The sequence below is a fragment of the Bacillota bacterium genome (assembly GCA_018333655.1).
In the GTDB taxonomy this organism is placed as follows: Bacteria; Bacillota; UBA994; order UBA994; family UBA994; genus BS524.
The window spans coordinates 1-26,245 of the sequence record JAGXTJ010000002.1 but is presented as its reverse complement, the minus strand read 5'-3'; the positions used below and the strand labels follow the sequence as shown (position 1 = coordinate 26,245).

The following is a 26,245-nucleotide window of genomic DNA, read 5'->3' as shown; positions in this document are numbered from 1 at the left end:
GTGGCCACCTTGCGCGATATTCGCCGCAGAATTCGTAGCGTAAAAAACACGCAACAGATAACACGTGCCATGAAGATGGTCTCGGCTGCTAAGCTCCGCCGGGCCCAATCTGCTCTTATCTCAGCTCGCCCCTACGCGCTCGCCATGCAGGAGGTGCTGCGCCGTGTCGCAGCGCGAACAGATGAAAACCTGCATCCATTCTTAGTTAAACGAGAAGGAAAGCGTCGCGCCTACTTGGTGGTGACGGCAGACCGGGGCTTGTGCAGTGGCTTTAACGCCAACCTTATTCGCAAAGCCGTGAAGGTAATGCAGGAGAATGGCGACGAGCTACCGATGATCTTTGCCGTGGGACGCAAGGGACGCGATTACTTTAAGAGGCGCAAGTATCCTCTAGTGGGCGACTTTACGGGGCTTGGCGATAACATTTCCTTTAAGCAAGCCCAGGGCATAGGCGAGACGGTGCGCGACCTCTACCTTGCCAACCTCGTCGACGAAGTCTGGTTAGTATACCCCCACTTTATCAATCCCTTAGTACAGCGGCAGGAGGCCCTGCAGATTCTACCGGTAGTGGGTTCTCGTTCGCCAAGGGAAAAGGTTGAGGCAGAGTACCTTTTTGAGCCGAGTTCAGATGAGGTGCTCGAGCATCTGCTCCCGCGCCATATCAATACCCTGATCTATCGCACACTGCTCGAGGCGAAAGCCGGTGAGCATGGCGCTCGCATGACAGCCATGGATGCGGCTACTAATAATGCGGACGACATGATAAAGAGATTAACCCTTAAATACAACCGTGCACGGCAAGCCAGTATTACCCGGGAAATCTCGGAGCTGGTAGCCGGTGCAGAAGCGCTCAAGTAAGGAGGCCTCGCTGTGAACAAGGGAAATATCACACAAGTAATGGGCCCGGTCATCGACGTCAAGTTTTCTCCGGGCAATTTGCCAAACATTCTTAATGCCCTCACGGTGAGTAGCGTCAACCCCGCCGGGCAAGAGAGCATCCTAGTTGTAGAAGTAATGCACCATGTCGGTGACAACGTGGCCCGCTGCGTGGCCATGGCTTCTACCGATGGTTTAGTGAGAGGCATGGAGGTCGTTGACACAGGCAAGTCCATCGCCGTCCCGGTGGGACCGCAGACCTTAGGCCGTCTCTTTAACGTTCTTGGCGAACCCATCGATGGCAAGGGAGCACTAGTTGCGCCCCCTAAGCACCCCATCCACAGGTCGGCACCTCTCCTCGAGGAGCTCAGCCCTGCGGAAGAAATACTGGAGACAGGCATCAAGGTTATCGACCTCTTGTGCCCCTACTCTAAGGGCGGTAAGATCGGCCTCTTCGGTGGGGCAGGCGTCGGTAAGACTGTTGCCATTCAAGAGCTTATCCACAATATCGCTATTGAGCATGGCGGTTACTCTGTGTTCGCCGGGGTCGGAGAGCGCACGCGCGAAGGCAATGACCTTTATCTTGAAATGACAGAGTCAGGCGTTCTCAATAAGACGGCGCTCGTCTTCGGGCAGATGAACGAGCCGCCCGGCGCGAGAATGCGCGTTGGCTTGACCGGACTCACCATGGCAGAGTACTTCCGTGACGAAGAGGGGCGCGATGTGCTACTCTTCATCGATAATATCTTCCGCTTTGTCCAAGCAGGTGCAGAAGTTTCGACGCTTCTTGGCAGAATGCCATCGGCAGTAGGGTATCAGCCGACGCTAGCTACCGATGTGGGTCAATTGCAGGAGCGCATTACGTCAACGAAGAAGGGAAGTATCACCTCCGTGCAGGCCATCTATGTGCCCGCGGATGACCTTACAGACCCTGCTCCGGCGACAACTTTCGCCCATCTTGACGCCACAACCGTTTTGTCGCGCTCCATCTCCGAGCTAGGCATCTACCCGGCCGTAGATCCCCTCGAGTCCACCTCGCGCATTCTCGATCCTCGCGTTCTAGGTCAGGAGCACTATGACGTAGCACGCGGCGTTCAGGCCGTGTTGCAGCGCTACAAAGAACTGCAGGATGTCATCGCCATTCTTGGCATGGATGAACTCAGCGAAGAGGACAAACTTGTAGTCGCCCGCGCGCGCAAAATCCAGCGCTTCCTCAGTCAGCCAATGTTTGTGGCCGAAGTCTTTACCGGTCTCTCTGGCGAGTATGTGCCAGTGCGCGAAACAGTGCGTGGTTTTGCCGAAATTCTCGCTGGCAAGCATGACGCCTTGCCCGAAGACGCTTTCCTGATGGTGGGCGCTATTGAGCAAGCCATGGCGAAAGGGCAACGCATTATCGCGGAAAGCGGCGAGCGCTAATGGGTACGATGTGGGTGGAGGTAGTGACCCCGGAGCGCAAAGTGGTGAGCCGGGAGTGCACCATGGTCAGTGTACGCGCCCTCGACGGCGAAATTGGTATCTTACCTGGGCACATCCCCCTTGTCACCGTAATCGTACCAGGCGTATTGCGCATCAAAGACGAGCAGGGTGAGCAAAGAATAGCCCTGAGCGCAGGTTTTCTGGAAGTCGGCGCCGATCACAAGGTTATTATTCTCGCTGAAACGGCAGAGCTCTCTAGCGAAATTGATGTGGAGCGCGCTCGCCGCGCCAAGACACGCGCCGAGGAGCGCTTGGCACAGAAGGGCAACCCCGAGATCGACTTTGTGCGCAATGAAATGGCCTTGCGTAAAGCCATAGCCCGTATAAGAGCGGTTGACAGAGACGAGTGAGCGATAAAATTGAGCGCGAGGCTCTCTCGAAGTATGGACGGCGTTGTGAACTGAAGCGCACCCTGCTACGAGAGGGCCACGGCGCTACTCCGGTTTTCAGACGTAAAGAGCGCAATGCCCATTTAGGCCAGCTCTTAGAGCGGGTGGCTTGGGTCTTAACGCTGCCACAGCTAGAGACCAATGTGGTAAGTGCTGACTTCAGCGCCTTACTTGACCCTCGGCAAATTGAGAAACTACTAGTTCGCTCCGACTACCTAAGTCGTGCCATGGCCTATGTGCAAGCTGCTGTAAAACGCGGCGTACAGTTCTCCGTGGTTAGCTCGCCAGATTTTACGGGTGATGTGGTGCTAGTTCTCCTACGCCACGCTTAGGGGCCTGTAAGTGAGAGTTATGGTATAAAGCCCTCCCAGAAGGCCAATAATCATGGTCAAAGGGAGGGAGTATTCATGCGAAAATTTGTAACTGGTATTATGGTTGTAGGTCTCATGTTTTTTGGGGGCAACATGGCGCTGCGTTTGGGTGGCGAGGGCCCACAATGGAGTCCATTGGAACGGGCTTTCGCCGCATCTCAGGCGACCTTGCTCGAGGTGAGCATGAACGGCTGGGCGAGCATCCCGGTTAGTAAGCAGAGTGTGGGACAACTGCAAGAACTGCTTCGCCACGCCTCGCAAGCGGCCTTCGGGCTAGTGCCGACAGATATAAAGTATTGGGAAGACATGGGCGCCAGACAGGCGCACGCCACCTTCATCACGGACATCTACTCTATAGAAACAAATTCTCAATCGCTCATGAACAACGGGCGGCAGGAGACCTACCTCGTACTAACTATGACGACTACAGTGCCGAGCCACTCCATCGCGAAAATGGAGGCAACTCTGCGCACTTTTTTTCTGGCGGCAGGTGTTCGTCCTACGGTCACAACTTGCTTCGTAGGCGTGCTGAAAGGCAAGCTCACGCCGAGTGAGGTCGCCCTCATTGTGGGGCAAGTGCTCACTGCGCTGCATGCAGAAACGCAAGAATTTTATACAGATGGAACAAGCGTCAATGTTGTCGGCTTCAGCCGCTACTTGCCCCCGGGCGTGAACATCGCCGGCAGGCACACGAATTTATCGTTGATGATGCGTTTTGACCCAGGAAATAACAAAACGCGAATCTGGTTGGCCTCACCAAACTTAAGTCTTTCCATCTAGACAGCGCCGGCAATTTGGGCATAATATAGCTGTCGCAATAAGTCAGCGAGGAGGTAATATTGTGGCAACTATGTTAGTGCGCGGAGGGGTGCCCTTAAATGGAAAAATAGCTGTCAGCGGGGCAAAAAATGCGGTGTTGCCTCTCTTGGCGGCCGCGTTAATGGCGAATGACGGTAAAACCAAGCTTGAGTCGGTGCCAAGGCTCAACGATGTTTCCACCATGTTGGAGGTAATCTCCCACTTGGGTGGAACCATCAATTCGTTTGGCGAAGAGATTGAGATTGATTGCCAAAACCTAAATGGCAATGACGCCCCCTACAACCTCATCAGTCAAATGAGGGCGTCTGTGCTCATTATGGGTCCCCTTTTGGGGCGCCTAGGCAAGGCTAAGGTATCACTGCCAGGCGGCTGCGCTATTGGTACGCGCCCCATCGACCTACACCTCAAAGGCTTCTCATTGCTCGGGGCTGATATCGTAGTTGGGCATGGCTTTGTCGAGGCTACCGCCAAGACTCTTATCGGCAACACTATTTACTTGGACTACCCTAGTGTGGGCGCCACAGAGAATATTATGATGGCCGCTTGCTTTGCGGACGGAGTATCATTTATTCAAAATGCGGCCGAGGAGCCAGAGATTGTTGATTTGGCTTGCTTCATTAATTGCCTGGGGGGCCGTGTTGATGGGGCAGGTACGGACACCATTGTGATACACGGCCGTAAAACCTTCCGTGGCCCGCATTACCGGGTCATACCTGATCGCATCGAGGCTGGCACCTACATGATGGCGGCGGCCATCACCGGCGGGGAGCTGTTGGTAGAAAATGTTATTCCAGAGCATGTGGTCAGCGTGACGGCCAAGCTGCGTGAAGCGGGGGTGCAGATCGATATTCTCGGTGATAGTGTGCGTGTTTCTGGCACTTCGCATATTGCGCCGGTGGACGTAAAAACTTTACCCTATCCCGGTTTCCCTACCGATATGCAGCCCCAGATGATGGCGCTCTTGTGCCGGGGACAGGGGACTAGCATGATTACCGAGACAGTATTCGAAAACAGGTTCATGCATGTACCTGAGCTGCGCCGCATGGGGGCGCAGATTCGCACTGAGGGACGCAATGCCATTATCAAGGGTGTCCCGAATCTCTCTGGTGCACCTGTAGCTGCCTCAGACTTGCGCGCGGGCGCGGCCTTAATTCTGGCCGGGTTATCCGCACAGGGTGTCACGGAAATTAGCGGCGTGTCCCATATCGAGCGAGGGTATGGCGACATTGTCGGCAAGTTGCAACAAGTTGGCGCCGACATCTGCAAAAAGGACTGATCTACGTATACTTCTTCTAATTACCTGGGCTCGGCATATAGTTACTATGTCGAGGAGGGTAACGGATGCGCGTCTTGCTACGGTATGGTGTGTTTTTGGCAATTATACTCGTTGTCATGCCAAGCATAATAGTCGCAGTGTGGGGGTGGTGGCAGCCACCCCCACCTCCTTTGGACAGCCCCTTCATGGTAAATGTTTACTCAACAAGAACAGGGCAGGTCGTCTCGCTACCGCTAGAAGAATATGTAGCTGGAGTAGTCGCCGCAGAAATGCCGGCACTCTTTGCTCCTGCCGCCTTAGAGGCACAAGCCATTGCCGCGAGAACTTATGTGGTTCGTCGCGCCAGGCAGCTAGGTGGTGGCGGCTGTTCTCGCCACCAAGAGGCCGATGTCTGTGATGACCCGGCTCACTGCCAGGCCTACTTATCCGAGCAGGCCCTGCAACTAAAGTGGGGAATGATGGATTTTGGCAGCAACCTAGCTAAGATTCAAGCTGCCGTTAGAAACACGGCGGGCAAGATAATCACCTACCGGGGCCGCCCTATCGACCCCATCTATCACTCGACTTGTGGAGGCAGAACAGAGTATGCCGAAAACGTGTGGAGCAACAGCTATCCTTACCTGAGTGGGCGCGAATGCGCTTTCTGTACCCACTCCAACCGTTTCACAGAAGAACGCCGCTTTGCAAGTCTTGACTTTATTGCCCTACTTAGGCAGGAAGACGCTGCCCTAGTCCTCGCAACACGCGATCTAGCCCGCCGACCACCGCCCATCCAAATCCTGCGGCGTAGTGCTAGCGGGCGTGTCCAGGAGTTAAGGGTCGGCAATCGACAGTTCTCTGGTACTACGCTGCGCAGGCTTTTGGGTTTGCGCTCCACCAACTTTACCGTCAGCGCCAGTCAAAATGAGGTCATTATTGTGACACGCGGACATGGGCATGGTGTGGGTATGTGTCAGTGGGGAGCCGACGGCTTAGCACGTGCAGGAAAGGATCATACTTACATACTTAAGTTCTACTATGGTGAAGTCAGTATAGTTTCCCTTGCGGGCAGGTAGTACCACTAAAGCCCTATCTGCTGGTATAAAATAGATATAACTTGTCAACACTTCACTCAAGAGGTGAAGACTAAATGATCTTACGTATTAAAGCTCTCGTAAATCGCTTGCGCCTAAAGGGCGTTCTCCTGTGGCACCGACTGAAGTTCAGCCTGCCCCCCGGTCGAGTGGTACGATTATTTCGCAGCAGGCGTTTTCTTATGGCCAGCTACTTGTTGGTCGTGGTTCTCCTGGCTGGCGTGTGGTGGTGGAATAGCCCCTACCGCCTATGGGGAACGCGGGTATCGGAGCCGCCTGGCACTTTGGAACCCATTACTACCCCCCCTGAAGATCCTCCAGAAGAGCCGCCTGTCATCACAGTGCCACCCCTAGTAGTCACAGCCGACCCGGTCGTTACCTCTCCGCCGGGAGCCAGCACCCCCCCGCCAGAGGTAGCTGCCGAGCCGGTCGCGGCGGTAGTCACCCGCATCGAGCAGCTGACTAAGCCCATCGCCGGGCCCATCATCGCTCCCTATGGCTTTCAGTGGTCCGCTACGTTTCAAGCCTTTCAGTACCACCATGGAGTTGGCATCGAGGCCACGATCGGTACGCCAGTAGTGGCCGCGCATGGCGGACGTGTGGTAAGTATCGGGCAACAAGACCCCGCCTGGGGTACCAAAGTCACCATTGATCATGGTAGTGGCTGGCAGACAGTCTATGCCAACCTCAGGCGCGTTACGGTACGGGTTGACCAAGTCGTTACTACAGGGCAAGAGCTTGGGCAGCTAGACACGAATCCAGCCGCTAAAGGTGCCGAGGCGACTCAGCTTTACTTCGCTCTCTATAAAGAGGGTGAGTCAGTGGACCCAACCTACATGTTCCGGTAACCAGTGGTTTGAGACGGAGCGTGCGACACCCTAACCCATCCGCCCCGTGATGTAGGCTTCGCTGCGCGGGTCCTGTGGGTGAACAAAGAGCTCTTTTGTCGCCCCGAATTCAATAAGTTCGCCATTTAAGACAAAGGCCGCCTGCTGGGACACCCGGGCGGCCTGCTGCATGTTGTGGGTGACAATGATAATAGTGTACTCGCGGCCTAGCTCCGCAATCAATTCTTCCACATGCATAGTGCTGATCGGGTCGAGCGAAGCACATGGCTCGTCCATTAGGAACACCTCCGGATTCACCGCTAAGGCGCGCGCAATACATAGGCGTTGTTGCTGGCCACCCGAAAGCGAGGTACCGAGCATGTGCAATCTATCCTTGACTTCATTCCACAGAGAGGCCTTCTGTAGGCAGGCCTGCACCTGTAGAGCGAGAGACGCCGGGGAGGCCAGGCCGTGCAGGCGTATGCCCACAGCCACGTTTTCAAAAATGGACAAATGAGGAAAGGGATTCGGCTTCTGAAATATCATGCCGATGCGGCGGCGTAGCTCCACCGGGTCAGTCTGCTTAGCGTAAACATTCTCTGTGCCGAGTAAAATTTGACCCGAGACGCTCGCTCCCGAGTAAAGATCATGTAAGCGATTGATGCTACGCAAAAGAGTTGTCTTGCCGCAGCCAGACGGGCCGATGAGAGCGGTAACTTCTGCGGCACGTGCCGTCAAGGACACGCGACGAAGTACCTGTTGTCGGCCAAAGCTGACGGACAAATCTGCTATACTGACAGCTTGTGCCATGCTACACGCCCCTCCTTCTGTTTACGACACTAACAACAGCCTGGGATACGATATTCAAGACCAGCACGATAGTCACCAAGGCCAGGGCGGCACCCCAGGCCTGCGACTGCCAATCCGGAAAGGGCGAAATCCCATAGGTATAGATGAGTACAGGCAGAGAGGCCGCGGGCTGTGTCAAGTTCTCAAGCCAAAAGCGACTGGTTAGAGCGGTTAGTAGTACAGGTGCGGTTTGGCCAGCCGCCAAGGCCACGGCGAGCATAATGCCCACGGTCAGGCCGCCCGCGGCGGTGGGCAAAATGAGCATGCGCACAGTCTGTTGCTTAGTTGCCCCCAGCGCATAAGAAGCTTCTCGCCAGCTAGACGAAACAGTGGCCAGTATCGTCTCTGAGGACAGCGTAATGAGGGGGGTCATCATTACCCCCAGCGCAATACCGCCAGCTAGGGCGGAGTAAGTTCTCGTCGGTAAAACCAACAGGGTGAAAACGAAGAGCCCAATAATGAGTGAGGGCACCCCCGTGAGTACACGACAGGCAAAACGTGTAGCGGAGGCGAGCTTGCTGTGAGGGTGTTGATCAAGAAAAATAGCCGCCGTAACACCCCACGGCACAGCCAGCAAGGTGCCAATGCCAATCATGATGGCGCTGCCGATTAAGGCATTGCCGATGCCACCTCCTGGCTGACCGACGGGAGTAGGCAAGCTCGTCAAAAAGGTCCAGTTTATGGCGCCTAATCCCCGTCGGGCGATGAAGTACAAAATGAGTCCAAGTATTAACGTGGCGGCAAGAGCAAAGAGGCTACTGATAACTTCTGCTGCCCGTCCATCAACTCTGCGTCTGTGATTACTTGGCATGAAGGGCGCCTCCTTGTGCACTTTTGACGGACGTCGGGCGATACACTAGCCAGACCGCAGCCAAATTTACGAGGGAGGTGGTAATAAAAAGCCAGAGACCTAGCAAGAGGAGCGAAGATAGTTGTAGGTCGAAGGCCTCGGGAAACTCGTTGACGATGAGCGAGGCCGCCGTTTGGGCGGGCGCTAGTAGGGATACCGGCAGGCGATTAGCGTTGCCTATGACCATGGTCACAGCCATGGCCTCGCCGATGGCCCGTCCCAAGCCAAGGAGCAGAGCGCCGATAATTCCAGCTTTGCTGTTTGGCAGCACGACCCGCGTTATCATCTCCCAGCGCGTAGCGCCGAGCGCAAAAAGAGCCTCGCGCAGATCGAGCGGCACTCCACGCATCACCTCCCGCGTTAAGGCGGTGATGGTGGGCAGAATCATTATCGCTAGCAGGAGGCCCGTTGTTAAAACCCCGACTCCCAGCGAAGGGCCACGAAAGACGGGCAAGAATCCGAAGTGCTGCTCGAGGAAGGCTCCAGGGCCCGTCCTTATCCACGGGGCCAGGACAAAAAGTCCCCATAGTCCATATACCACGCTCGGTACCGCGGCGAGAAGCTCCACCGCAAAAGAGACAGGTTTGCGCAGGTAACCTGGTGCCAGCTCATTAATGTAGACGGCCGTCGCGACGCCTAGAGGCCCGGCAATAAGCAGCGCCAGTATAGAAGTCGCTAAGGTGCCCAACATGACAGGTGCGGCACCATAGATATTTTGCACGGGGTCCCAGGCGGTAGACACTAAGAAGCCCAGACCAAAGGCACTCATAGCTGGCCATGCGCCGCGGAGCACCACCCAAAAGATGCCGCCGACGAGGGACAGCAGTAGCGCTGCCGCGAGTGCGGTGACCATAGGGAAGAGCCCTTCGCCGCTATGGGTGCGAGACACTAGTCTTTTTATAAACATACTATTTCCTCCCAACTGAAGCCCCAAGTATGACCAACTCGTCTAGCGAGAAGTTTAGGATGCCCTTGCCAATTGGCACAGGCATCCTAATTCTCATGCAGTCATTAGAGGATGTAGGCTCGCCTAGGGCCAGATAACAACACCATTGTGGTTAATTGTGCGCAGCATCTGCCGTACTCTCTGCAGCATCACTTCTGGCAAGGGGGCGTAGTGCAGCTCTAGGGCGAAGGGCTCGAGGTTGCGCTCAGCGATGGCCCACCGCAAGAAGTCGACTGTGGCACGCGCCTTGGCCTCATCGGCTTGGTCCCGGTAGACCAATATCCATGTCAAGCCCACTATGGGGTAGGCATCGGGACCTGGTGAATCCACAAGGGACACCCTCATGTCGGCCGGCATGTTAGCAGCCAAGCCCGCGGCCGCGGCTGTAGCTCCTTCAGGGGAGGGGAGGACGAAATTGCCAGCGCGGTTACGCAATTGGGCCACATGTAGATTGTTCAGAATGGCATTAGAGAGCTCGACATAACCGATTGCACCGGGAACTTGCATGACCTTAGCCGAAACACCTTCGTTGCCGCGTGCACCTACGGTAGTTCCGGGCCAAGCTACCGAAGTACCGACACCTACTCCGGATCTCCAGGCCTCGCTTACCCTAGCCAAGTAGTCCGTGAAAATGAAAGTTGTGCCGCTAGCGTCTGATCTGCGTACTACGGTCATTGGTGTATCGGGGAAGGCAATGCCTGGGTTGAGTGCGGCGATGCGAGGGTGGGCCCACTGGGTAATGCGGCCGAGGAAGATGTCGGCCAAGATGTCGGGCGAGAGTCTAAGGCCGCTGCCGATACCGGGCAGGTTGTAGGTGACAGCTACTGCACCCATGACAGTGGGGATGTGGAGAATTTCGTTCGGGAGAACTTCTCTCTGCTGGGCGTCTGTGAGGGGGGCATCGGTGCCGGCAAAATCAAAGGTACGGGCTAAGATGCCGCGAATACCAGCGCCCGAGCCTACCGAGGCATAGTCTATACTGACAGCAGGGCTAGTAATATTGCGGTATTCAGCGACCAAACGCGTGTAAAGGGGGAAGGGAAAGGACGCTCCACCGGTGGTGAGACGAAGCTCTTGCGCGACGGGCGCACGGCGGCGTGATACCGCGGTATTGGTTACGATGACACGGTTTCGACTGCCATCCCAGTCCACCTCTGCGCCGAGGGCTTCTGCTACAAAGCGCAGAGGCACCAAGGTGCGCCCGCTCCGGATCTGTGCAGGTTGATCTAGTGGAACGGACTGAGTATTGACAGTGGCGGTAGCACGATTAATGACTAAGGTGACTGTCGTGGCTGCTTTACGTGCCGTCACAGTCTGGGTAGCCTCGGTCCAGGTGAGCGAGGCGCCCAGAGACTCGAAGATAGCGCGCATGGGCACTAAGGTGCGTCCATTGACAATGATCGGTGCGACGTCGGTGACCAGTTGGCGACCGTCAAGCTGAATGGTGATGGGCGCGGTTTGGGCTAGGGCTACGCCCTGAAGTGTGGAGGCCAAAATGCCAAGACATAACACCAAGGCTACTGACCTTAGAATGGGGATGCTCTTTTTCACAAACTTTCCTCCTTAGAATGTCATCCGCTCTTATGCTAGCAGTTGTAGAACAAGGCAACTTTATGGTTTAACTAAGGCCATGTTAAATCTTGCCTTCGTGTTAAACGGGGGCACCAGGCAATTAGCAGCGCGATACCTAGGCATTGGCCTAAACCCTAAGCGTATTTCGAGGCATAATCTCGCGGCGAGGCGAGTAAATCTTACAAGAAGACATGCACAGCTGGGTCAGTAACTGCGGAAGGAGTGATAGGATAGAGTAAAGGATACGTGGGGTCGAAGTGGGAAGCAGTGCAGGAAGGGAGAAATTTTAAGAGGAGGGCTACTTACTAATGACAAATCTCTTCGGCGAATTCTTCGGTACTCTAGTCTTGATCTTGTTTGGCTGCGGTGTGGTTGCCAATGTCTTGCTAAAGAAATCCAAAGGCGAGAATTCCGGCTGGATCGTAATCGTTACAGGATGGGCTATGGCCGTTATGCTGGGTGTATTTGCGGCACAGGCCACTGGTGCTCCTCAGGCTGACATCAACCCCGCGGTAACTCTAGCTAAGACCTTCATGGGTGTGTACTCTTTCTCGCATGCGCTAACCACTATGCTCGTGCAAGTGCTCGGTGCTATGGCTGGTGCGACCTTGGTATGGCTTGCCTACCTACCACACTGGGCCATTACTCCCGATAAGGGCGCGAAGTTAGGTGTCTTCGCCACAGGACCGGCCATTCGCGATACTTTTTCAAACTTGCTTTGCGAAATAATCGCGACTACCGCGCTCATTGTGGCTATTTTCAACATCTTCTCCGAGCCCGTGGCCATGACAACTCCAGGCTTCGGTCCCTACTTAGTGGGTATGCTCGTTTGGGCCCTTGGCTTAAGCCTAGGCGGACCAACTGGCTATGCCCTAAACCCCGCCCGCGACCTTGGGCCTCGCATTGCCCACTTCCTCCTGCCTATCGCTGGCAAGGGTGATTCAGACTGGGCCTATTCTTGGATTCCCGTGGTCGGGCCAATGATCGCAGGTGGCCTAGCCTTCGTTATCGGCCGAGCGATTGGCGTCATTTAGTTGTCTTAGAACCCCTCTATCTGCCACACTAAGAAAGAGAAGGAGATGCGACTATTGACTAAACAATATGTACTAGCACTCGATCAGGGAACGACCAGTTCGCGGGCCATCATTTTTGACAAGTCCTCACAGATTGTAGCTGTCGCGCAAAAAGACTTTACGCAGATCTATCCTAAGCCAGGCTGGGTTGAACATAATGCCGACGAAATTTGGGCCACACAGATTGGCGTCGCCGCAGAAGTGGTGGCCAAGGCGGGTATCGATGCGTCAGAGATAGCTGCCATTGGCATCACCAACCAACGCGAAACCACCGTAGTATGGGACAAAAACACCGGCAAGCCAGTCCATAATGCCATTGTATGGCAATCGCGTCAAACCATGGCGATTTGCGACGACCTTAAGGCTAAGGGGCTAGAAGAGACATTCAAGCACAAAACAGGCCTCGTGGTTGATGCCTACTTCTCGGGAACCAAGGTGAAATGGATTCTAGATAATGTTCCTGGCGCGCGTGAGCAAGCCGAAAAAGGCGACCTGTTGTTTGGCACCATAGATACATGGCTTATATGGAAACTAACCGCCGGTAAAGTACATGTCACCGATTACTCAAACGCCTCGCGCACCTTAATGTTCAATATCCGGGAACTTAACTGGGACAGCGAGCTCTTAGAGGCGCTGACAGTTCCCGCCTCTATGCTGCCTACAGTGCGCCCATCTAGTGAAGTGTACGGCCACACTGACCCTAATGTCTTCTTAGGCAAGGCAGTGCCCATTGCTGGAGCGGCTGGGGACCAGCAAGCTGCTCTCTTCGGACAAACTTGTTTCAAGCCAGGTATGGCGAAGAACACCTACGGCACCGGTTGCTTCATGCTCATGAATACGGGCGACAAACTAGTTTCCTCGAAAAACGGGCTCTTGACAACCATTGCCTGGGGTCTAGACGGCAAAGTTGAGTACGCGCTCGAAGGCAGTATCTTTATTGCTGGAGCTGCGGTACAATGGTTGAGAGACGGCTTGAAAATCATCGAGGCCGCTCCAGATTCCGAGTACTTTGCCCTTAAAGTTCAAGATACGGGCGGAGTCTATGTCGTGCCTGCCTTCGTTGGTCTAGGCGCTCCTTACTGGGACATGAAGGCTCGTGGAGCCATCCTTGGCTTAACTCGTGGCTCAGGCAAGCCAGAGATCATCCGTGCCACTCTTGAGTCACTAGCTTACCAGACTAGGGATGTCCTGAGCGCCATGGAGGCTGACTCTGGCATCACCCTCAAAGCTCTCAAAGTCGACGGCGGCGCGGTCAATAATGGCCTCTTGATGCAGTTCCAGAGCGACATTCTAGGCGTACCGGTCGATCGCCCACAAGTGACGGAGACAACCGCCCTAGGCGCAGCCTACTTGGCAGGTTTGGCCGTCGGTGTATGGGAAAACAAAGACGATTTAGTTGACAACTGGAAGCTTGACATGCGCTTCCCGCCCTCTATGGACGCAGCGAGACGTGAGAAGCTCTATGTAGGTTGGCAAAAGGCCGTTAAACGCGCCCTAGACTGGGAAGATTAAACCAGATTAGCCTGAGAGAAATAAAATAAACTAGGACCTAGAGTAAAAGAGAGGGTCCTCATTGCTGGCAGTACCTGCCATGCAATGGGGTCCCTTTATCTTTTTTTGGCACCAAGAAAGTGGGGAGTGAAAACATGCCGATGAGGAAGAAAGCTGATGTCGTCATAATTGGCGGTGGCATCGTAGGTACCGCTGTCGCCCGCGAGTTAGCTCGTTTTAAGCTCGACATAACTCTGGTGGAACAGCACCCAGATTTATCGATGGGCACGACCAAGGCCAATAGCGCTATCTTGCACGCGGGCTTTGATGCCGCGGTAGGGACGCTAAAGGCCAAGCTTAATGTGCGTGGTAATGAATTGTACAGGGCGTGGCAAGAAGAACTGGGGTTAGATATCAAACTTATCGGGTCTCTAGTCGTGGCGACCGATGAGGAGGGGCTGCTCGTCCTCGAGCAACTACATGAGCGTGGGCGACAAAATGGAGTGCCCGGGCTAGTCCTCTTAAGTAGAGAGGCCGTGTTAGAGCGTGAGCCACATCTTACACCGGCCACGCTCGGGGCCTTGTTTGCGCCCACAGGCGGTATCATGGACCCCTTCGGTGTGACACTTGCTTTCGCCGAAAACGCCGTGCGAAACGGGGTGGAAGTGCTCACCGAGTGCAAGGTGGAGCAGGTAGAGGTCAGTGATGATGAGGTGGTGGGCGTGCATACTTCGCAGGGCTTTATAGAAGCGCGGTACATCATTAATGCGGCTGGCGTACACGCCGATGACATTAGTCGTAGTGCCAACGACCATAGTTTCGCCATTCACCCTCGTAAAGGTGAGTACATGTTGCTCGATAAAAGCGTAGGTAATTTTGTGCGGTCGGTTATCTTCCCCACGCCGAGCAAAGTGTCCAAGGGTATAGTCATTGCCCCTACAGTGCATCACAACACTTTTGTCGGGCCGAATGCACTGGCTATTGACGATAAAGAAGATTTAAGTACGACAGCCGAAGGCCTAGCGGCTATTGTCGCTGGCGCCAAGTCACTGGTGCCTGGTGTGCCCCTTAATGCCGCCATAACTCAGTTTGCCGGGCTACGCGCCGTAGCCGATGGCGATGACTTTGTTATTCGCCCCGCGACAGGAGTCCGGGGGCTCATTCACGCCGCGGGCATACAGTCCCCTGGCTTGACTGCCGCACCGGCCATTGCCGAGATGGTTGTGGACATTTTGCGCAGCGAGGGGCTTAGTCTGCATGCGAAGATAGACTTTTGTCCCGAAAATCCAGCTCGGGCCCTCTTCAGAGATCAGGAAGCGCCAGAAAAACAGAAACTCATCGCCGAAAACCCTCTCTATGGTCGGGTTATTTGCCGCTGCGAGATGGTTACCGAAGGAGACATCCTAGACGCCATCCATCGCCCCTGTGGGGCGAGAACCCTTGATGGAGTAAAGCGCAGAACGCGTGCCGGCATGGGCCGTTGCCAGGGTGGTTTCTGTGGCCCGCGCGTCACTAGTATTTTGTCTCGCGAACTAAAGATCCCTATCCCAGCAGTGCGCAAGGACACGGCAGGGTCATTCCTCTTTTTTGACAAAATTCGCGGCACGCACGAGGTGAAAGACCATGAATGAAAAGCATTACGACGTCGTCGTTATCGGTGGAGGCCCAGCAGGCTTGGCGGCAGCCCTAAGTGCGAGTGAGCAGGGGGCGGCGCGGGTCTTAGTTATCGAGCGCGACCGCGAGCTAGGTGGCATTTTGCAACAATGTATTCACAATGGCTTTGGGCTGCATCGCTTCGATACAGAGCTGACTGGGCCTGGCTATGCCGAGAGATATATCAAGATGGTTAAGGCAACCCCAAGTATCGATGTTTTGCTCGATACCATGGTAGTCGACTTAATGCCAGACAAAACTGTACTAGCTATCAATTCCGTAGAGGGCCTGCAAAAAATTACTTGCCCAGCTATTGTCCTAGCCATGGGATGCCGCGAAAGAACGCGCGGGGCGATTCGCATTCCCGGCACGCGTCCGGCAGGAGTACTTACGGCTGGCGCGGCTCAACGCATGGTGAACATGGAGGGCTACATCCCCGGTAAGAAAGTGGTCATTCTAGGTTCGGGCGACATTGGCCTTATTATGGCCCGCCGCATGACGCTTGAAGGGGCCAAAGTTCTGGCGGTGTTTGAGATTATGCCCCACAGCAGTGGTTTGACGCGTAATGTCGTGCAGTGCCTCGAAGACTTTAACATTCCCCTCCATCTTTCGCACACGGTAACGGCCATTCATGGCCGCGAACGCATCACGGGCCTTACTTATGCTGCCGTAGATGAGAATTTGCGCCCGCTACCGGGGACTGAGAAGTACTTGGCTTGCGATTGTCTGCTGCTGTCGGTCGGCCTCATTCCTGAGAACGAGCTGTCGCGTGAGATTGGGCTCAACATGGACGCCCTCACTGGCGGCCCCGTGGTCAATCAAGAGCGCGAAACAAGTTTGCCCGGCTTTTTCGCGGCAGGCAATGTGGTGCATGTGCATGACTTAGTGGACTTTGTCTCCGAAGAAGGTGATATAGCCGGGCGCTTTGCCGCTCGCCTCGCTCAGGGCCAGACTAATGTTGGCGCACAAGAATTTAGTGTCACCCCAGGTCATGGGGTTCGCACCGTGGTGCCGCAAAAAATCAAAATCGACGTTAAGGATCCAGGAACGGCAAAGTTGTATCTACGGGTCGCCGAGCCACAGCGCAAAATAACGCTCAGTGTCAGTAGCGGGGGCATGACTTTGCTCGAAAAGAGGTTCCCCGTGGCCAAGCCAGGCGAGATGATTGTCCTTGAGCTAGATGCTTCGCAACTAGAGAAGGCTGTCGGCGACGTCATCGTCGAGATTAAGCGGTGAGGGGATGAGTGTAGTGGAGCAAGAAAAGAGGGCAGTAAGGTGTATCGTCTGTCCCCTGAGCTGCCTAGGCGAGGTCACTATAGAGAAGGGCGAAATCACCATCATCAAAAATATGACTTGTCGCCGCGGCGAACTTTATGCACGCGAGGAAGTAGTCGCCCCGAGGCGCATGCTAACTACCACCGTGCGCATCATAGGTGGCGAGTTGCCGCTCCTACCTGTAGTGTCAGAGGGAGTACTGCCGAAAGATAAGGTCTTAGCTTGTGCGCGCCACCTGGCAGACATCGTGGTTCACGCCCCCATCAAGGAGGGCGATGTAGTCTGCCGCGATATCTTAGGGCTTGGGGTAAACATTGTGGCCAGCAGAAGCATGGCCGGAGCAGATATAGAGTAACGTTGTGACCTCCCCGACAAAGAAATGCCCGAAAATATTATGTTGTATTAGTAAGTAAACAAGGAATATTCTAACTCATAATCGAATCTACTAGGGGAGATGTTGCCATGCTGCCAGGGTGGCGGGGGGGAGGTATGGAAAGGTCAGCAAAATTGCAGTTCGCTCTTATCACGGCCAGTTAATGCACCACTTGACAACGCAAAGCGCCATTTTTGGGGGATCACGGTGATCGCAATATCTCGTACAAAAAAAGGGAGGTATAAACGATGAAGAAGTTGATCAATAAACCCGACAATGTTGTTGAGGAAATGCTTCTCGGTATGGTGGCGTCGCATCCCCAGTATGTGCGGCTCATTCCAGGTTTTAGTATTTTAGCGCGGGCAGGGGAGCCCGCTAAGAAGGTTGCTCTGGTCAGTGGCGGGGGTAGCGGCCATGAACCCGCGCATGGTGGTTTTGTGGGCAAGGGCATGCTTGACGGTGCGGTGGCTGGAGCGGTGTTCACTTCTCCTACACCTGATCAAGTTTACGAAGCCATAAAAGCCGTCGACGGAGGGGAAGGCGTCCTCTTGATCATTAAGAACTACACAGGCGATGTGCTTAATTTCGAGATGGCCATTGAGATGGCCCAAGAAGAGGGCTTGCTGGTGGACAAAGTAGTAATTGATGATGATGTCGCGGTAGAAAATAGCACCTGGACCGTAGGGCGCAGAGGCATCGCCGGCACCATTTTTGTGCATAAATTGGCGGGGGCCAAAGCTGAGGCAGGAGGCGAACTGCAGGAAGTCAAGCGGGTCGCCGAAAAAGTTATTGCCAATGTGCGTTCTATGGGCATGGCGCTCTCTCCCTGCATCGTACCAGCGGCAGGAAAGCCTAGTTTCACCCTGGCGGAATCCGAAGTGGAGATTGGTATGGGGATTCATGGTGAGCCAGGAACGCATCGCGAAGAGCTGCGCACGGCGGATGAGACTGCCGACCATCTGATGAGTAAGATACTTTCTGAGCTAGCCTTGACTGCGGAAGATGAAGTTGCTGTCTTGGTGAATGGGCTTGGGGGCACACCCATAATGGAGCTCTACGTTATAAGCAACAGGGTAGCGCATATCTTGGCGACGGCAGGGGTTAAGACGGCCAAAACATACGTGGGCAACTACATGACATCCTTGGAGATGGCAGGATTTTCACTCACCGTACTAAAACTAGACGCTGAGCTGAAAGCGCTACTCTTAGCTCCCGCAGACACCCCGGGGCTTGTGCAGTTCTAAGTTATGTAGCAACCAAGCGCGAAGGGAGGGTGCGCAGTAGCATGAACAAACCATTCTTAATGAGCATGGAAGCTATTCTAGGCACCATCAAAGAAAACAAGGAATGGCTGACGGAGCTTGATGGCGCTATAGGCGATGCTGACCATGGCATAAATATGGCGAGGGGGTTCGCTGCAGTCGTAGCTAAAATTGCTGTGGCCACGGAGGACGACCTCGCCTCTTTGCTTAAAAAAGTTGGGATGACTTTGCTTTCGACAGTGGGTGGCGTTTCTGGGCCCTTGTACGGCACCGCCTTTCTCCGTGCGGGAGCTGCAGCACAGGGGCAGGCTGATCTTACCAAGGAAGTAGCTGGTGAAATGCTGGCGACGGCAATTGCCGGTATAAGGGAGAGAGGAAAGGCGGCGCAAGGCGAGAAGACGATGCTCGATGCCCTGCTGCCAGCGCAGGAGGCCTTCGCGCGAGGACTAGAAGAAGGGAAAAACCTCTTAGAATGCCTCGAAGCGGCGTGTGTCGCTGCAGAGGCAGGGGTAGAGTATACTAAGACGATCATGGCCACGAAGGGCCGGGCTAGTTACTTAGGTGTAAGAAGTATCGGCCACCAAGACCCTGGCGCGACGTCGGCATATCTAATCCTAAGGGCGCTGACTGAGTTCTGCCGAGCGCACAGTCAGGGGGCGGCGTGATGGTGGGGCTGGTCATAGTATCGCACAGTGCTCAGATCGCCCTGGGCGTCAAAGAATTAGCGGGGCAGATGGCAGACCGCGGTCTGAAGATTGTCGAGGCAGGAGGCATGCCAGATGGCAGCCTAGGGACCGATACCCTTCGGATCCATGAAGCTATTGTCGAAGCTGATTCAGGGCAGGGCGTGGTAGTGCTCGTTGATCTCGGGAGTGCCGTGCTCAGTGCAAAGACTGCCCTCGAGCTACTAGAACCGTCGACTGCTTGTCGGGCGCAGATTGCCGATGCCCCCCTAGTGGAGGGCAGTATTAGCGCCGCTGTGGAGGCCTCCATCGGCGGTTCTCTCGCCGAAGTAGTGGCGGCCGCCGAGGCCGCGAGAGGGATACTTAAACTCTAGTCAACTGAAAGAACAGGAGGAGGGCCATGGTTGAGGCGAGAGTAGTCTTGACCAACAAACTGGGGCTACATGCTCGTTCTGCGGCCATGCTGACTAAGGTGGCGGCCAAGTTTGAGTCTGTAGTCCATTTGTATGGGGCAAGTAAGTCAGCGAATGTCAAGAGTGTCCTCATGGTTATGGCGCTTGGTGTGACAAAAGGAGCGGAGTTAACCATTACCGCCCACGGTCCGGACGAAGCCGCCTGCTTGGCCGCGTTGACGGACCTCATTGCCAATAACTTCTATGAAGAATAAGCTCGCTGGTCATGTAGAGCGATACTGCTCGGGAGGTGCGCAGTGCTTGTCATCAGGGGTCTAGCCGCCGTGCCAGGCATGGCCATCGGCACAGTCAAAATGTTGTCGGCCAAGAACGAGAGCGAATTGCTTAACTATGTGCAGGGGGCGGCAGAAGAAGAGGCCACGAAGTATCATCTAGCGCATGCCGCCGCTCTGCAAGAAGTCGCTGAAGTTGTGGCAGAAGCGACGAGGAAGGCGTGGCGCGAGCAAGCAGAAATAATGGAAGCGCACCAAAGCATCCTTTCGGACCCTATCCTCGCGGAGAACATCCTGGCCAAGATTGAGCAAGGCGCCGCGGCTCCTGCGGCGGTCAGAGCAGCGACGGAAGAAATTGCAGATCTTTTCGCAGGACTTGAAAACGCCTACTTGCGCGAGAGAGCAGGCGATGTGCGCGATGTGGGTAGTAGAATTGTGCGAGTACTCCTCGGCGGCCAGTCGCAGCGATTTGACGATAGCGGCACTATTCTCTGCGCGGGGGAGCTTCCGCCTTCCGTGGTGGCCACTCTGCCGAGTGACAAGGTTGCCGGCTTAATCCTCGGACAGGGTAGTCTTACGTCCCACGCCGTTATTATGGCCAAGGCACGTGGCCTACCCACCCTCGTGGGGCTAGGAGAACAGATCCAACAGCTTGAGGACGGTGCGCCAGTTATTCTCGATGCCACACATGGGCTACTAATTATCAACCCTACTGCCGAACAACTGGCCGCATACGGCCATAAGATTGCAGAGGAGCGGGACAAGCAGGCGCAGTACAGGAGTCTGGCCCAGTTGCCGGCAACAACGCGGGACGGCAAGAAGGTTGTAGTGGCCGCTAACATTGGTCAGCCTGAGGAAATTGATGCGGCCGTCGAGCACGGCTGTGAGGGCGTCGGTCTCTTGCGCACAGAGTTTATCTTCATGGGGAGAGACAGCATGCCTAGTGAAGAAGAACAGTTTCGAGCCTACAAGTATGTCATTGAACGGTGCCAAGGGCAACTTTGTGTGATAAGAACCCTGGACATCGGGGGCGATAAACCGCTGCCCTACTTGAATATAGCCAAGGAAGACAATCCATTTCTCGGCTGGCGAGCAATCAGGATATCTCTTAAACGTACGGATATCTTTCGCACACAGCTTCGTGCTATCTTGCGGGCAGCAGCCTTTGGCAAGACCGCCATCATGCTCCCTATGATTGTTAGTGTTAGTGAAATCGTGCAGGCTAAGGCGCTGCTAGCGCAGGCTAAGGCTGAGCTGGCAGCGGAAGGGGGGCCTGTGCCGACTGACATACCGCTCGGTATTATGGTCGAGACACCCGCAGCCGCTGTCATGGCGGTAGAGTTCGCCAAGGAGTGCGACTTCTTTAGCATCGGCACGAATGATTTGGTGCAATACACTTTGGCAGCCGACAGGGGCAACCATAGCGTCAGCTACTTGTTTGACCATTTTCACCCCGCCGTACTGCGGCTCATAGCTATGACAGTCCGTGCGGCGCATGCTAGTAAGATCTGGGTAGGAGTATGCGGCGAAATGGCAGGTGACCCTCTGGCTACCGAACTTCTCATAAGCCTAGGTGTCGATGAGCTCAGTATGGGCGCCCCCGCGATACCAATAATAAAAGACCTTATCAGGCATGCGCAGTTAGACGACGCGCTCGCGCGAGACATTTTAAGGCTAGATAGCGTGGAAAGGGTGCGAGAGTACCTGTCTAAAGACAAAGGCGCGAAACAGAAGCTAAAGTCGTAGCGAAGGAGCACGCCAATGAGTCTAATGGAGTCTTTGTATAAAGGGCCAGTAATCCCCTCCGTGCGTAGTATAGAAGACTTTAACTTGGCGCTGTCAGATACCACAGCGCCAAGCCTCTTTCTCTTGTTTGGCGATATTAATAACCTGCCGAAACTACTCCGCCTCGCAGAGCAACACAAAAAACGCCTGCTTGTGCATGGGGATCTGCTTGAAGGCGTAGGCAAGGACAAAGCCGGTATCAAGTACCTTGCTCGGCAGGGGGTCACGGCCTTAGTCACGACTAAGCCGCATTTGGTGAAGATGGCGCGGGAAGAAGGACTAGTAGTCATACAGCGCCTCTTTCTCATTGATTCAGAGGCGCTCAGAACAGGTATAAAGCTTCTTCGCGAACATAAGCCTGACGCCGTCGAAATTCTGCCAGCCTCGGTGCCTAGGGCGGCCGTGCAGGAAATTGTGCGGGGAGCCTCTCTGCCGGTGTTCGCCGGCGGCTTAGTCACCTCTCGCGAAGACGTGCTGCAGGCCCTAAAGGCCGGGGCATGCGCGGTAAGTACTAGTAAGCGAGAGTTGTGGAATATTAGGGTGTAAATACGTGTATAACTTCCCATTTCCCGTTTCGAGATTGGTTTAGCAAGTAAGCTGTTTCTTTAGGCATATCCCACTCCCCTGCTCATATATATTAAGTGAAGTTATGAGCAACAGGGGGGTGGGGCGAGTGAACGATCATATCTATGAGCGGGTCATTGAGATTGCCAAGTATGTTGCTGACACCAAGGCGACAGTGCGAGCCGCAGCTGACCATTTTAATGTCAGCAAGAGCACTGTACATAAAGATGTCACGGAGAGACTGCGTACTATAAACAGTGGGATGTATGAAGAAGTAAGCGAAGTGCTAAGCTTTAACAAGGCTACGCGCCACTTGCGCGGGGGTGACGCCACGCGGCGCAAATATAAGAAGGAGTAAAGGCATCGGGCCTGTGCCCGGTGTCTTCTTCTGTAGAGAAAAAGGGCGACTCAGTAGAAGACTGTGGCTAGCGGGTGAAGTTGCCCGGTGGTGATCCTGCAAAGTGTTGCAGGAATACTATTCTCCGTGTAGAAGATACCACATTAGACATCAGGGCGATAAGCCCTTGTTGTCGTGCCGACAGGCAAGCATATTGAGGGGGTCAGGGATGTGTGGTTTAAGGGAAAAGACATCGGGATAGACTTAGGGACAGCTACGGTGCTTGTCTACGTGCGAGGCAAGGGAGTGGTGCTAAATGAGCCTGCGGTAGTGGCTATTGACCGCAACACGAATCGCATTCTGGCAATTGGTGAAGAGGCGCGGCGCATGATAGGCCGTACGCCTGGCCATATCATTGCGGTGCGTCCACTGCGAGAAGGTGTAATAGCCGACTTTGATATCACTGAGCGCATGTTGAAGCACTTTATACATAAAATTTGCGGTAGCAATCCGCTATTTAAACCGAGGGTTATTATCTGCGTGCCCTCGAATACTACTTCGGTAGAAAAACGTGCCGTGGAAGACGCGGCTCGCAATGCTGGCGCCAAGGAGTGGTACTTGATTGAAGAGCCAGTTGCCGCAGCCTTAGGAGCGGGCATAGACATCACTAAGCCCACGGGTAGCATGGTGCTTGATATCGGTGGAGGCACCACTGATGTGGCGGTAATGTCGCTCGGGGGGATAGTTCTTAGTGATTCGGTGCGCATCGGTGGAGACAAATTCGACGAAGCCATGGTGCGCTATGTTAAGAAGCGCTACAATATGCTGATTGGCGAGCGCACCGCGGAAGAAATTAAAGTGCAAGTGGGGACGGTCTTCCCCAGCGGGCGTAACGCCAGTATGGAAGTGAGAGGTAGAGACCTAGTCTCGGGCTTGCCAGCCGCAATTACCATCACTTCCACCGAGTGCTTGGATGCCTTTGCTGAGCCTACCAATAATATTGTGGCCCTGGTGCGCTCTGTGCTAGAGCGTACACCCCCTGAACTTTCGGCAGATATCGTGGAGAAGGGCATTATTATGACGGGCGGCGGGTCGTTACTCGATGGGTTGGACAAGCTGATTGCCGAAGTAACGCAAGTGCCCTGCAATGTGGCGGAAGACCCCGTTTCATGCGTGGCGCATGGCACAGGCGTGGCGCTAGAAAACCTCGAGCTGTTGCGTAGTACTATGGAATACTCACGCCGCGAACGAAAATAATAAAGAGAATGACCATAGTGGTGGAGGTGTGGTAGGTGTTAAACATCGATGAAATTAAAAAGATCATTCCGCATCGCTACCCTTTCTTACTTATAGATCGTATATCCGAGCTAGAGCCGGGTGTGCGTGCTGTGGGGCACAAAAACGTCACCATAAATGAACCGTTTTTTGCGGGCCATTTTCCGGACTACCCCATTATGCCGGGGGTTCTCGTCATAGAGGCGCTCGCGCAGGTAGGGGCCGTAGCGCTTCTCTCTCTACCGCAGTATCAAGGAAGGCTAGCACTCTTTGCCGGCCTAGATGGCGTGCGGTTTAGGGCACAGGTGCGCCCCGGCGATAGTCTGCGTTTAGTCGTCACCCTGCAAGCAATTAAGCTAGGTGTCGGCAGGGGGAACGCTGAAGCGTATGTGGGTGATGGCAAACTGGCAGTATCTGGGCAGATGCTCTTTGCTCTGCAGTAGAGTTAGATACTTGGAAGGGGGAGCCCTATGTCGCGTAAAATTCTCATTGTGGATGACGAGGAGAATATTCGTTCTGGTTTGAGCTATGCCCTTAAGAGTGAGGGATACTTAGTCTTTGTGTCAGACAATGGTTTTGACGCGGTGAAAAAAGCCAGAGAGGTTAACCCCGACGTCATCTTGCTTGACCGCATGCTGCCAGGGCAAGACGGTATCGAGGTGTGTCGTCAAATCAGGGCTAAGTCTGATGTACCTATTATCATGGTCACAGCCAAGGATGGGGAAATTGATACCGTCGTGGGTCTTGAAGTGGGTGCAGACGATTACATAACCAAGCCCTTCTCTTTAAACGTGCTCTTGGCTAGGATTAAGGCCGTGCTACGCCGTAGAGACAGTACCGCTTCGCCCGATTTAGCGACTTCTGAGAGCATTAGTTATGGCCCTTTTACCCTCTACCCGCAAAAATATGTCGCTTACTTAGGCGAAAAAGATCTACTACTCACCCCCAAGCTATTTGATATTCTTCATCTCTTGGTGCGAAACCCAGGTCGCGTCTTTACGCGCGACGACTTATTAGAGAAGGTCTGGGGTATGGATTACGCAGGGGAGACGCGAACGGTAGATGTGCACATGACCTGGTTGCGCAAGAGAGTAGAAACAGACCCTAGTGACCCTAAACTTCTGCTTACCATCCGAGGTGTGGGTTACAAGTTGGCCGAGACGCCACATGCCTAGGAGTTTTCGCGCCCGACTTTCTATCACGGTATTGCTGCTCTTGGCACTCTCCCTAGGAGTCATGGGAGCGTGGTTGACGGCGGAATTCCGTGTTTTTTACATGGCGCGAGTGGAGGAAAGTCTTGTTCGCCAAGCAAGGCTATTGGAGCTACTGGTGCGAGACAATTTTACACCCGAGCATTTGCGAGCTCTAGCGCCTCGAACAGGCGGGCTAGACAATGTTCGAGTCACTTTTTTGTCGCCCGTGGGCTTGGTATGGGGAGAGTCCACTCGTGACGCGGCTAGCCTAGGTGATCACAGTGACCGCCCCGAGGTTATTATGGCTCTCGCGGGAGAAATCGGCGTGCACACGCGCGTTAGTGCCACCTTAGGCGTGCCCATGCTCTATGTGGCTGTACCCGTGAGAGATGTGGCCGGTGCCATGCAGGGGGTGGTCCGGGTCGCGCTTGATCTCACCGCCATGGACGCAGGCTTTGCCAGAGTGAATTTCTTAGCTGTTTCGGGGGGCATAGTGGCCCTCCTCATCGGCGGTGTTCTTGCGCTCGCTCATGCGCAAGCCGTTAGCGAGCCACTGCACAAAATGTCGGAGGTAGCGCTAGAGATCGCGGGCGGCAACATCGCCTGTCGTGCCGATGTTGCTGGCCCCACGGAGATTAGGCAGTTGGCTCAAGCCCTAAATGCCATGGCGCACAATTTGGAGGGAGAGCTAAGCCGGGTGCAATTTGCGGCTGAGAAGCTACAGGCTGTGCTAGGTTCGCTGCGCGACGGGGTTCTCCTCATTGATAACAAGGAAAACATTGAGTTAGTAAATGCCGCGGCGGCCGAGATGCTCGCCTTTAGTCCCGCTGCCACAATAGGCCAGCGAGATACAATGCTTCTGCGCCACCCCGAGCTAAGTGAGCTCTTGCGCCTAGCGAAAAGTGAGCGCAGTGCCTGCCACAAACGTATTGTGCTGAGCGGGCAGACCGCCCGACATATTAGGGCGGCTGTACTGCCTCTTGAAGGGGGCAGGATCATGATCGTTCTACAAGACCTTACTGAGGTCTATACCGCCGTAGACAGTCGCCGCGACTTCGTCGCCAATGTCTCGCACGAACTGCGCACCCCCCTAACATCGCTTGGGCTGATGGTCGAAAATCTCTTGCGTGGTGCCCTAGAGGAAAGGGATGTGGCGAAAGACTTTCTGCGCCGCATGGCGGGAGAAATAGAGCGTCTTACCGAAATGGTGCTAGATCTGCTGCAGCTTTCGCGACTTGAAAGTGGTACGGAGGAGTTGCATAAGGGGCGGGT

28 protein-coding genes are annotated in these 26,245 nt (G+C 54.7%); 24 read left to right on the top strand and 4 right to left on the bottom strand.

What is annotated here, in order from left to right; translation table 11 throughout:
• The 8 genes from KGZ92_00270 to KGZ92_00235 all read left to right on the top strand — a co-directional run bounded on the left by KGZ92_00270 (position 1) and on the right by KGZ92_00235 (position 7,128).
• Complete coding sequence (locus tag KGZ92_00270; GenBank protein ID MBS3887722.1) at positions 1 to 858, top strand: F0F1 ATP synthase subunit gamma; 858 nt, start codon at positions 1 to 3, stop codon at positions 856 to 858.
• A gap of 12 nt (positions 859 to 870) precedes the next feature.
• Positions 871 to 2,292 (top strand): F0F1 ATP synthase subunit beta, encoded by a 1,422-nt coding sequence (gene atpD, locus KGZ92_00265; protein ID MBS3887721.1) that lies wholly within the window; start codon positions 871 to 873, stop codon positions 2,290 to 2,292.
• A complete protein-coding gene (locus KGZ92_00260; protein MBS3887720.1) occupies positions 2,292 to 2,702 on the top strand; it encodes a F0F1 ATP synthase subunit epsilon in 411 nt (136 codons plus the stop codon). The genes atpD and KGZ92_00260 overlap by 1 nt, the downstream gene beginning before the upstream one ends.
• Complete coding sequence (locus KGZ92_00255) at positions 2,699 to 3,073, top strand: DUF1694 domain-containing protein (GenBank protein ID MBS3887719.1); 375 nt, start codon at positions 2,699 to 2,701, stop codon at positions 3,071 to 3,073. The genes KGZ92_00260 and KGZ92_00255 overlap by 4 nt, the downstream gene beginning before the upstream one ends.
• A 75-nt stretch (positions 3,074 to 3,148) precedes the next feature.
• Complete coding sequence (locus KGZ92_00250) at positions 3,149 to 3,892, top strand: YwmB family TATA-box binding protein (protein MBS3887718.1); 744 nt, start codon at positions 3,149 to 3,151, stop codon at positions 3,890 to 3,892.
• Between the two features lie 70 nt (positions 3,893 to 3,962).
• A complete protein-coding gene (murA, locus tag KGZ92_00245) occupies positions 3,963 to 5,207 on the top strand; it encodes a UDP-N-acetylglucosamine 1-carboxyvinyltransferase (GenBank protein ID MBS3887717.1) in 1,245 nt (414 codons plus the stop codon).
• Between the two features lie 65 nt (positions 5,208 to 5,272).
• Positions 5,273 to 6,262, top strand: coding sequence for a stage II sporulation protein D (gene spoIID / locus KGZ92_00240; protein ID MBS3887716.1), 990 nt, complete (start codon positions 5,273 to 5,275; stop codon positions 6,260 to 6,262).
• Between the two features lie 74 nt (positions 6,263 to 6,336).
• Positions 6,337 to 7,128, top strand: coding sequence for a M23 family metallopeptidase (locus KGZ92_00235; GenBank protein MBS3887715.1), 792 nt, complete (start codon positions 6,337 to 6,339; stop codon positions 7,126 to 7,128).
• A 30-nt stretch (positions 7,129 to 7,158) separates the two neighbouring features.
• Here KGZ92_00235 and pstB read toward each other — a convergent pair whose 3' ends face one another.
• The 4 genes from pstB to pstS all read right to left on the bottom strand — a co-directional run bounded on the left by pstB (position 7,159) and on the right by pstS (position 11,303).
• A complete protein-coding gene (gene pstB / locus KGZ92_00230) occupies positions 7,159 to 7,917 on the bottom strand; it encodes a phosphate ABC transporter ATP-binding protein (GenBank protein ID MBS3887714.1) in 759 nt (252 codons plus the stop codon).
• A 1-nt stretch (position 7,918) separates the two neighbouring features.
• Positions 7,919 to 8,767: a phosphate ABC transporter permease PstA gene (gene pstA, locus KGZ92_00225; protein ID MBS3887713.1), complete on the bottom strand. Its 849-nt coding sequence runs from the start codon at positions 8,765 to 8,767 to the stop codon at positions 7,919 to 7,921.
• Entirely contained in the window at positions 8,757 to 9,713 is a 957-nt protein-coding gene (pstC, locus tag KGZ92_00220; GenBank protein MBS3887712.1) for a phosphate ABC transporter permease subunit PstC, read from the bottom strand. Before pstC ends, pstA begins: the two co-directional genes overlap by 11 nt.
• Positions 9,714 to 9,836: 123 nt before the next feature.
• Positions 9,837 to 11,303 carry a phosphate ABC transporter substrate-binding protein PstS gene (pstS, locus tag KGZ92_00215; protein ID MBS3887711.1) on the bottom strand — a complete coding sequence of 489 codons (1,467 nt, stop codon included), beginning with the start codon at positions 11,301 to 11,303 and terminating at the stop codon, positions 9,837 to 9,839.
• A 329-nt stretch (positions 11,304 to 11,632) separates the two neighbouring features.
• Here pstS and KGZ92_00210 point away from each other — a divergent pair, with 329 nt between their 5' ends.
• The 16 genes from KGZ92_00210 to KGZ92_00135 all read left to right on the top strand — a co-directional run.
• Positions 11,633 to 12,358 carry an aquaporin family protein gene (locus tag KGZ92_00210; protein ID MBS3887710.1) on the top strand — a complete coding sequence of 242 codons (726 nt, stop codon included), beginning with the start codon at positions 11,633 to 11,635 and terminating at the stop codon, positions 12,356 to 12,358.
• Between the two features lie 54 nt (positions 12,359 to 12,412).
• Positions 12,413 to 13,909 (top strand): glycerol kinase GlpK, encoded by a 1,497-nt coding sequence (gene glpK / locus KGZ92_00205; GenBank protein ID MBS3887709.1) that lies wholly within the window; start codon positions 12,413 to 12,415, stop codon positions 13,907 to 13,909.
• Between the two features lie 140 nt (positions 13,910 to 14,049).
• On the top strand, positions 14,050 to 15,519 hold the full coding sequence (locus KGZ92_00200; GenBank protein ID MBS3887708.1) for an NAD(P)/FAD-dependent oxidoreductase: 1,470 nt from the start codon (positions 14,050 to 14,052) through the stop codon (positions 15,517 to 15,519).
• Positions 15,512 to 16,777 (top strand): FAD-dependent oxidoreductase, encoded by a 1,266-nt coding sequence (locus tag KGZ92_00195; protein MBS3887707.1) that lies wholly within the window; start codon positions 15,512 to 15,514, stop codon positions 16,775 to 16,777. Before KGZ92_00200 ends, KGZ92_00195 begins: the two co-directional genes overlap by 8 nt.
• Before the next feature lie 4 nt (positions 16,778 to 16,781).
• A complete protein-coding gene (locus tag KGZ92_00190; GenBank protein ID MBS3887706.1) occupies positions 16,782 to 17,171 on the top strand; it encodes a DUF1667 domain-containing protein in 390 nt (129 codons plus the stop codon).
• Between the two features lie 266 nt (positions 17,172 to 17,437).
• Positions 17,438 to 18,433, top strand: a complete 996-nt coding sequence (gene dhaK, locus KGZ92_00185) for a dihydroxyacetone kinase subunit DhaK (protein MBS3887705.1) — start codon at positions 17,438 to 17,440, stop codon at positions 18,431 to 18,433.
• A gap of 41 nt (positions 18,434 to 18,474) precedes the next feature.
• Positions 18,475 to 19,116, top strand: a complete 642-nt coding sequence (gene dhaL / locus KGZ92_00180) for a dihydroxyacetone kinase subunit L (GenBank protein ID MBS3887704.1) — start codon at positions 18,475 to 18,477, stop codon at positions 19,114 to 19,116.
• Positions 19,116 to 19,508, top strand: coding sequence for a PTS-dependent dihydroxyacetone kinase phosphotransferase subunit DhaM (gene dhaM, locus KGZ92_00175; protein ID MBS3887703.1), 393 nt, complete (start codon positions 19,116 to 19,118; stop codon positions 19,506 to 19,508). Before dhaL ends, dhaM begins: the two co-directional genes overlap by 1 nt.
• Before the next feature lie 26 nt (positions 19,509 to 19,534).
• A complete protein-coding gene (locus KGZ92_00170; GenBank protein MBS3887702.1) occupies positions 19,535 to 19,801 on the top strand; it encodes an HPr family phosphocarrier protein in 267 nt (88 codons plus the stop codon).
• Between the two features lie 78 nt (positions 19,802 to 19,879).
• Positions 19,880 to 21,565 (top strand): phosphoenolpyruvate--protein phosphotransferase, encoded by a 1,686-nt coding sequence (gene ptsP, locus KGZ92_00165; GenBank protein ID MBS3887701.1) that lies wholly within the window; start codon positions 19,880 to 19,882, stop codon positions 21,563 to 21,565.
• Positions 21,566 to 21,580: 15 nt separating this feature from the next.
• Positions 21,581 to 22,150 (top strand): glycerol-3-phosphate responsive antiterminator, encoded by a 570-nt coding sequence (locus KGZ92_00160; protein ID MBS3887700.1) that lies wholly within the window; start codon positions 21,581 to 21,583, stop codon positions 22,148 to 22,150.
• 127 nt (positions 22,151 to 22,277) lie between these two features.
• Positions 22,278 to 22,526, top strand: coding sequence for a sporulation transcriptional regulator SpoIIID (gene spoIIID, locus KGZ92_00155; protein ID MBS3887699.1), 249 nt, complete (start codon positions 22,278 to 22,280; stop codon positions 22,524 to 22,526).
• 210 nt (positions 22,527 to 22,736) lie between these two features.
• Complete coding sequence (locus KGZ92_00150) at positions 22,737 to 23,762, top strand: rod shape-determining protein (GenBank protein MBS3887698.1); 1,026 nt, start codon at positions 22,737 to 22,739, stop codon at positions 23,760 to 23,762.
• Positions 23,763 to 23,797: 35 nt separating this feature from the next.
• Positions 23,798 to 24,223 carry a 3-hydroxyacyl-ACP dehydratase FabZ gene (fabZ, locus tag KGZ92_00145; protein MBS3887697.1) on the top strand — a complete coding sequence of 142 codons (426 nt, stop codon included), beginning with the start codon at positions 23,798 to 23,800 and terminating at the stop codon, positions 24,221 to 24,223.
• Positions 24,224 to 24,250: 27 nt separating this feature from the next.
• Positions 24,251 to 24,955: a response regulator transcription factor gene (locus KGZ92_00140; protein ID MBS3887696.1), complete on the top strand. Its 705-nt coding sequence runs from the start codon at positions 24,251 to 24,253 to the stop codon at positions 24,953 to 24,955.
• Positions 24,948 to 26,245, top strand: a 1,298-nt coding sequence (locus KGZ92_00135; protein ID MBS3887695.1) for a HAMP domain-containing protein, incomplete at its 3' end; no start/stop codon positions are given. The genes KGZ92_00140 and KGZ92_00135, both read left to right, overlap by 8 nt.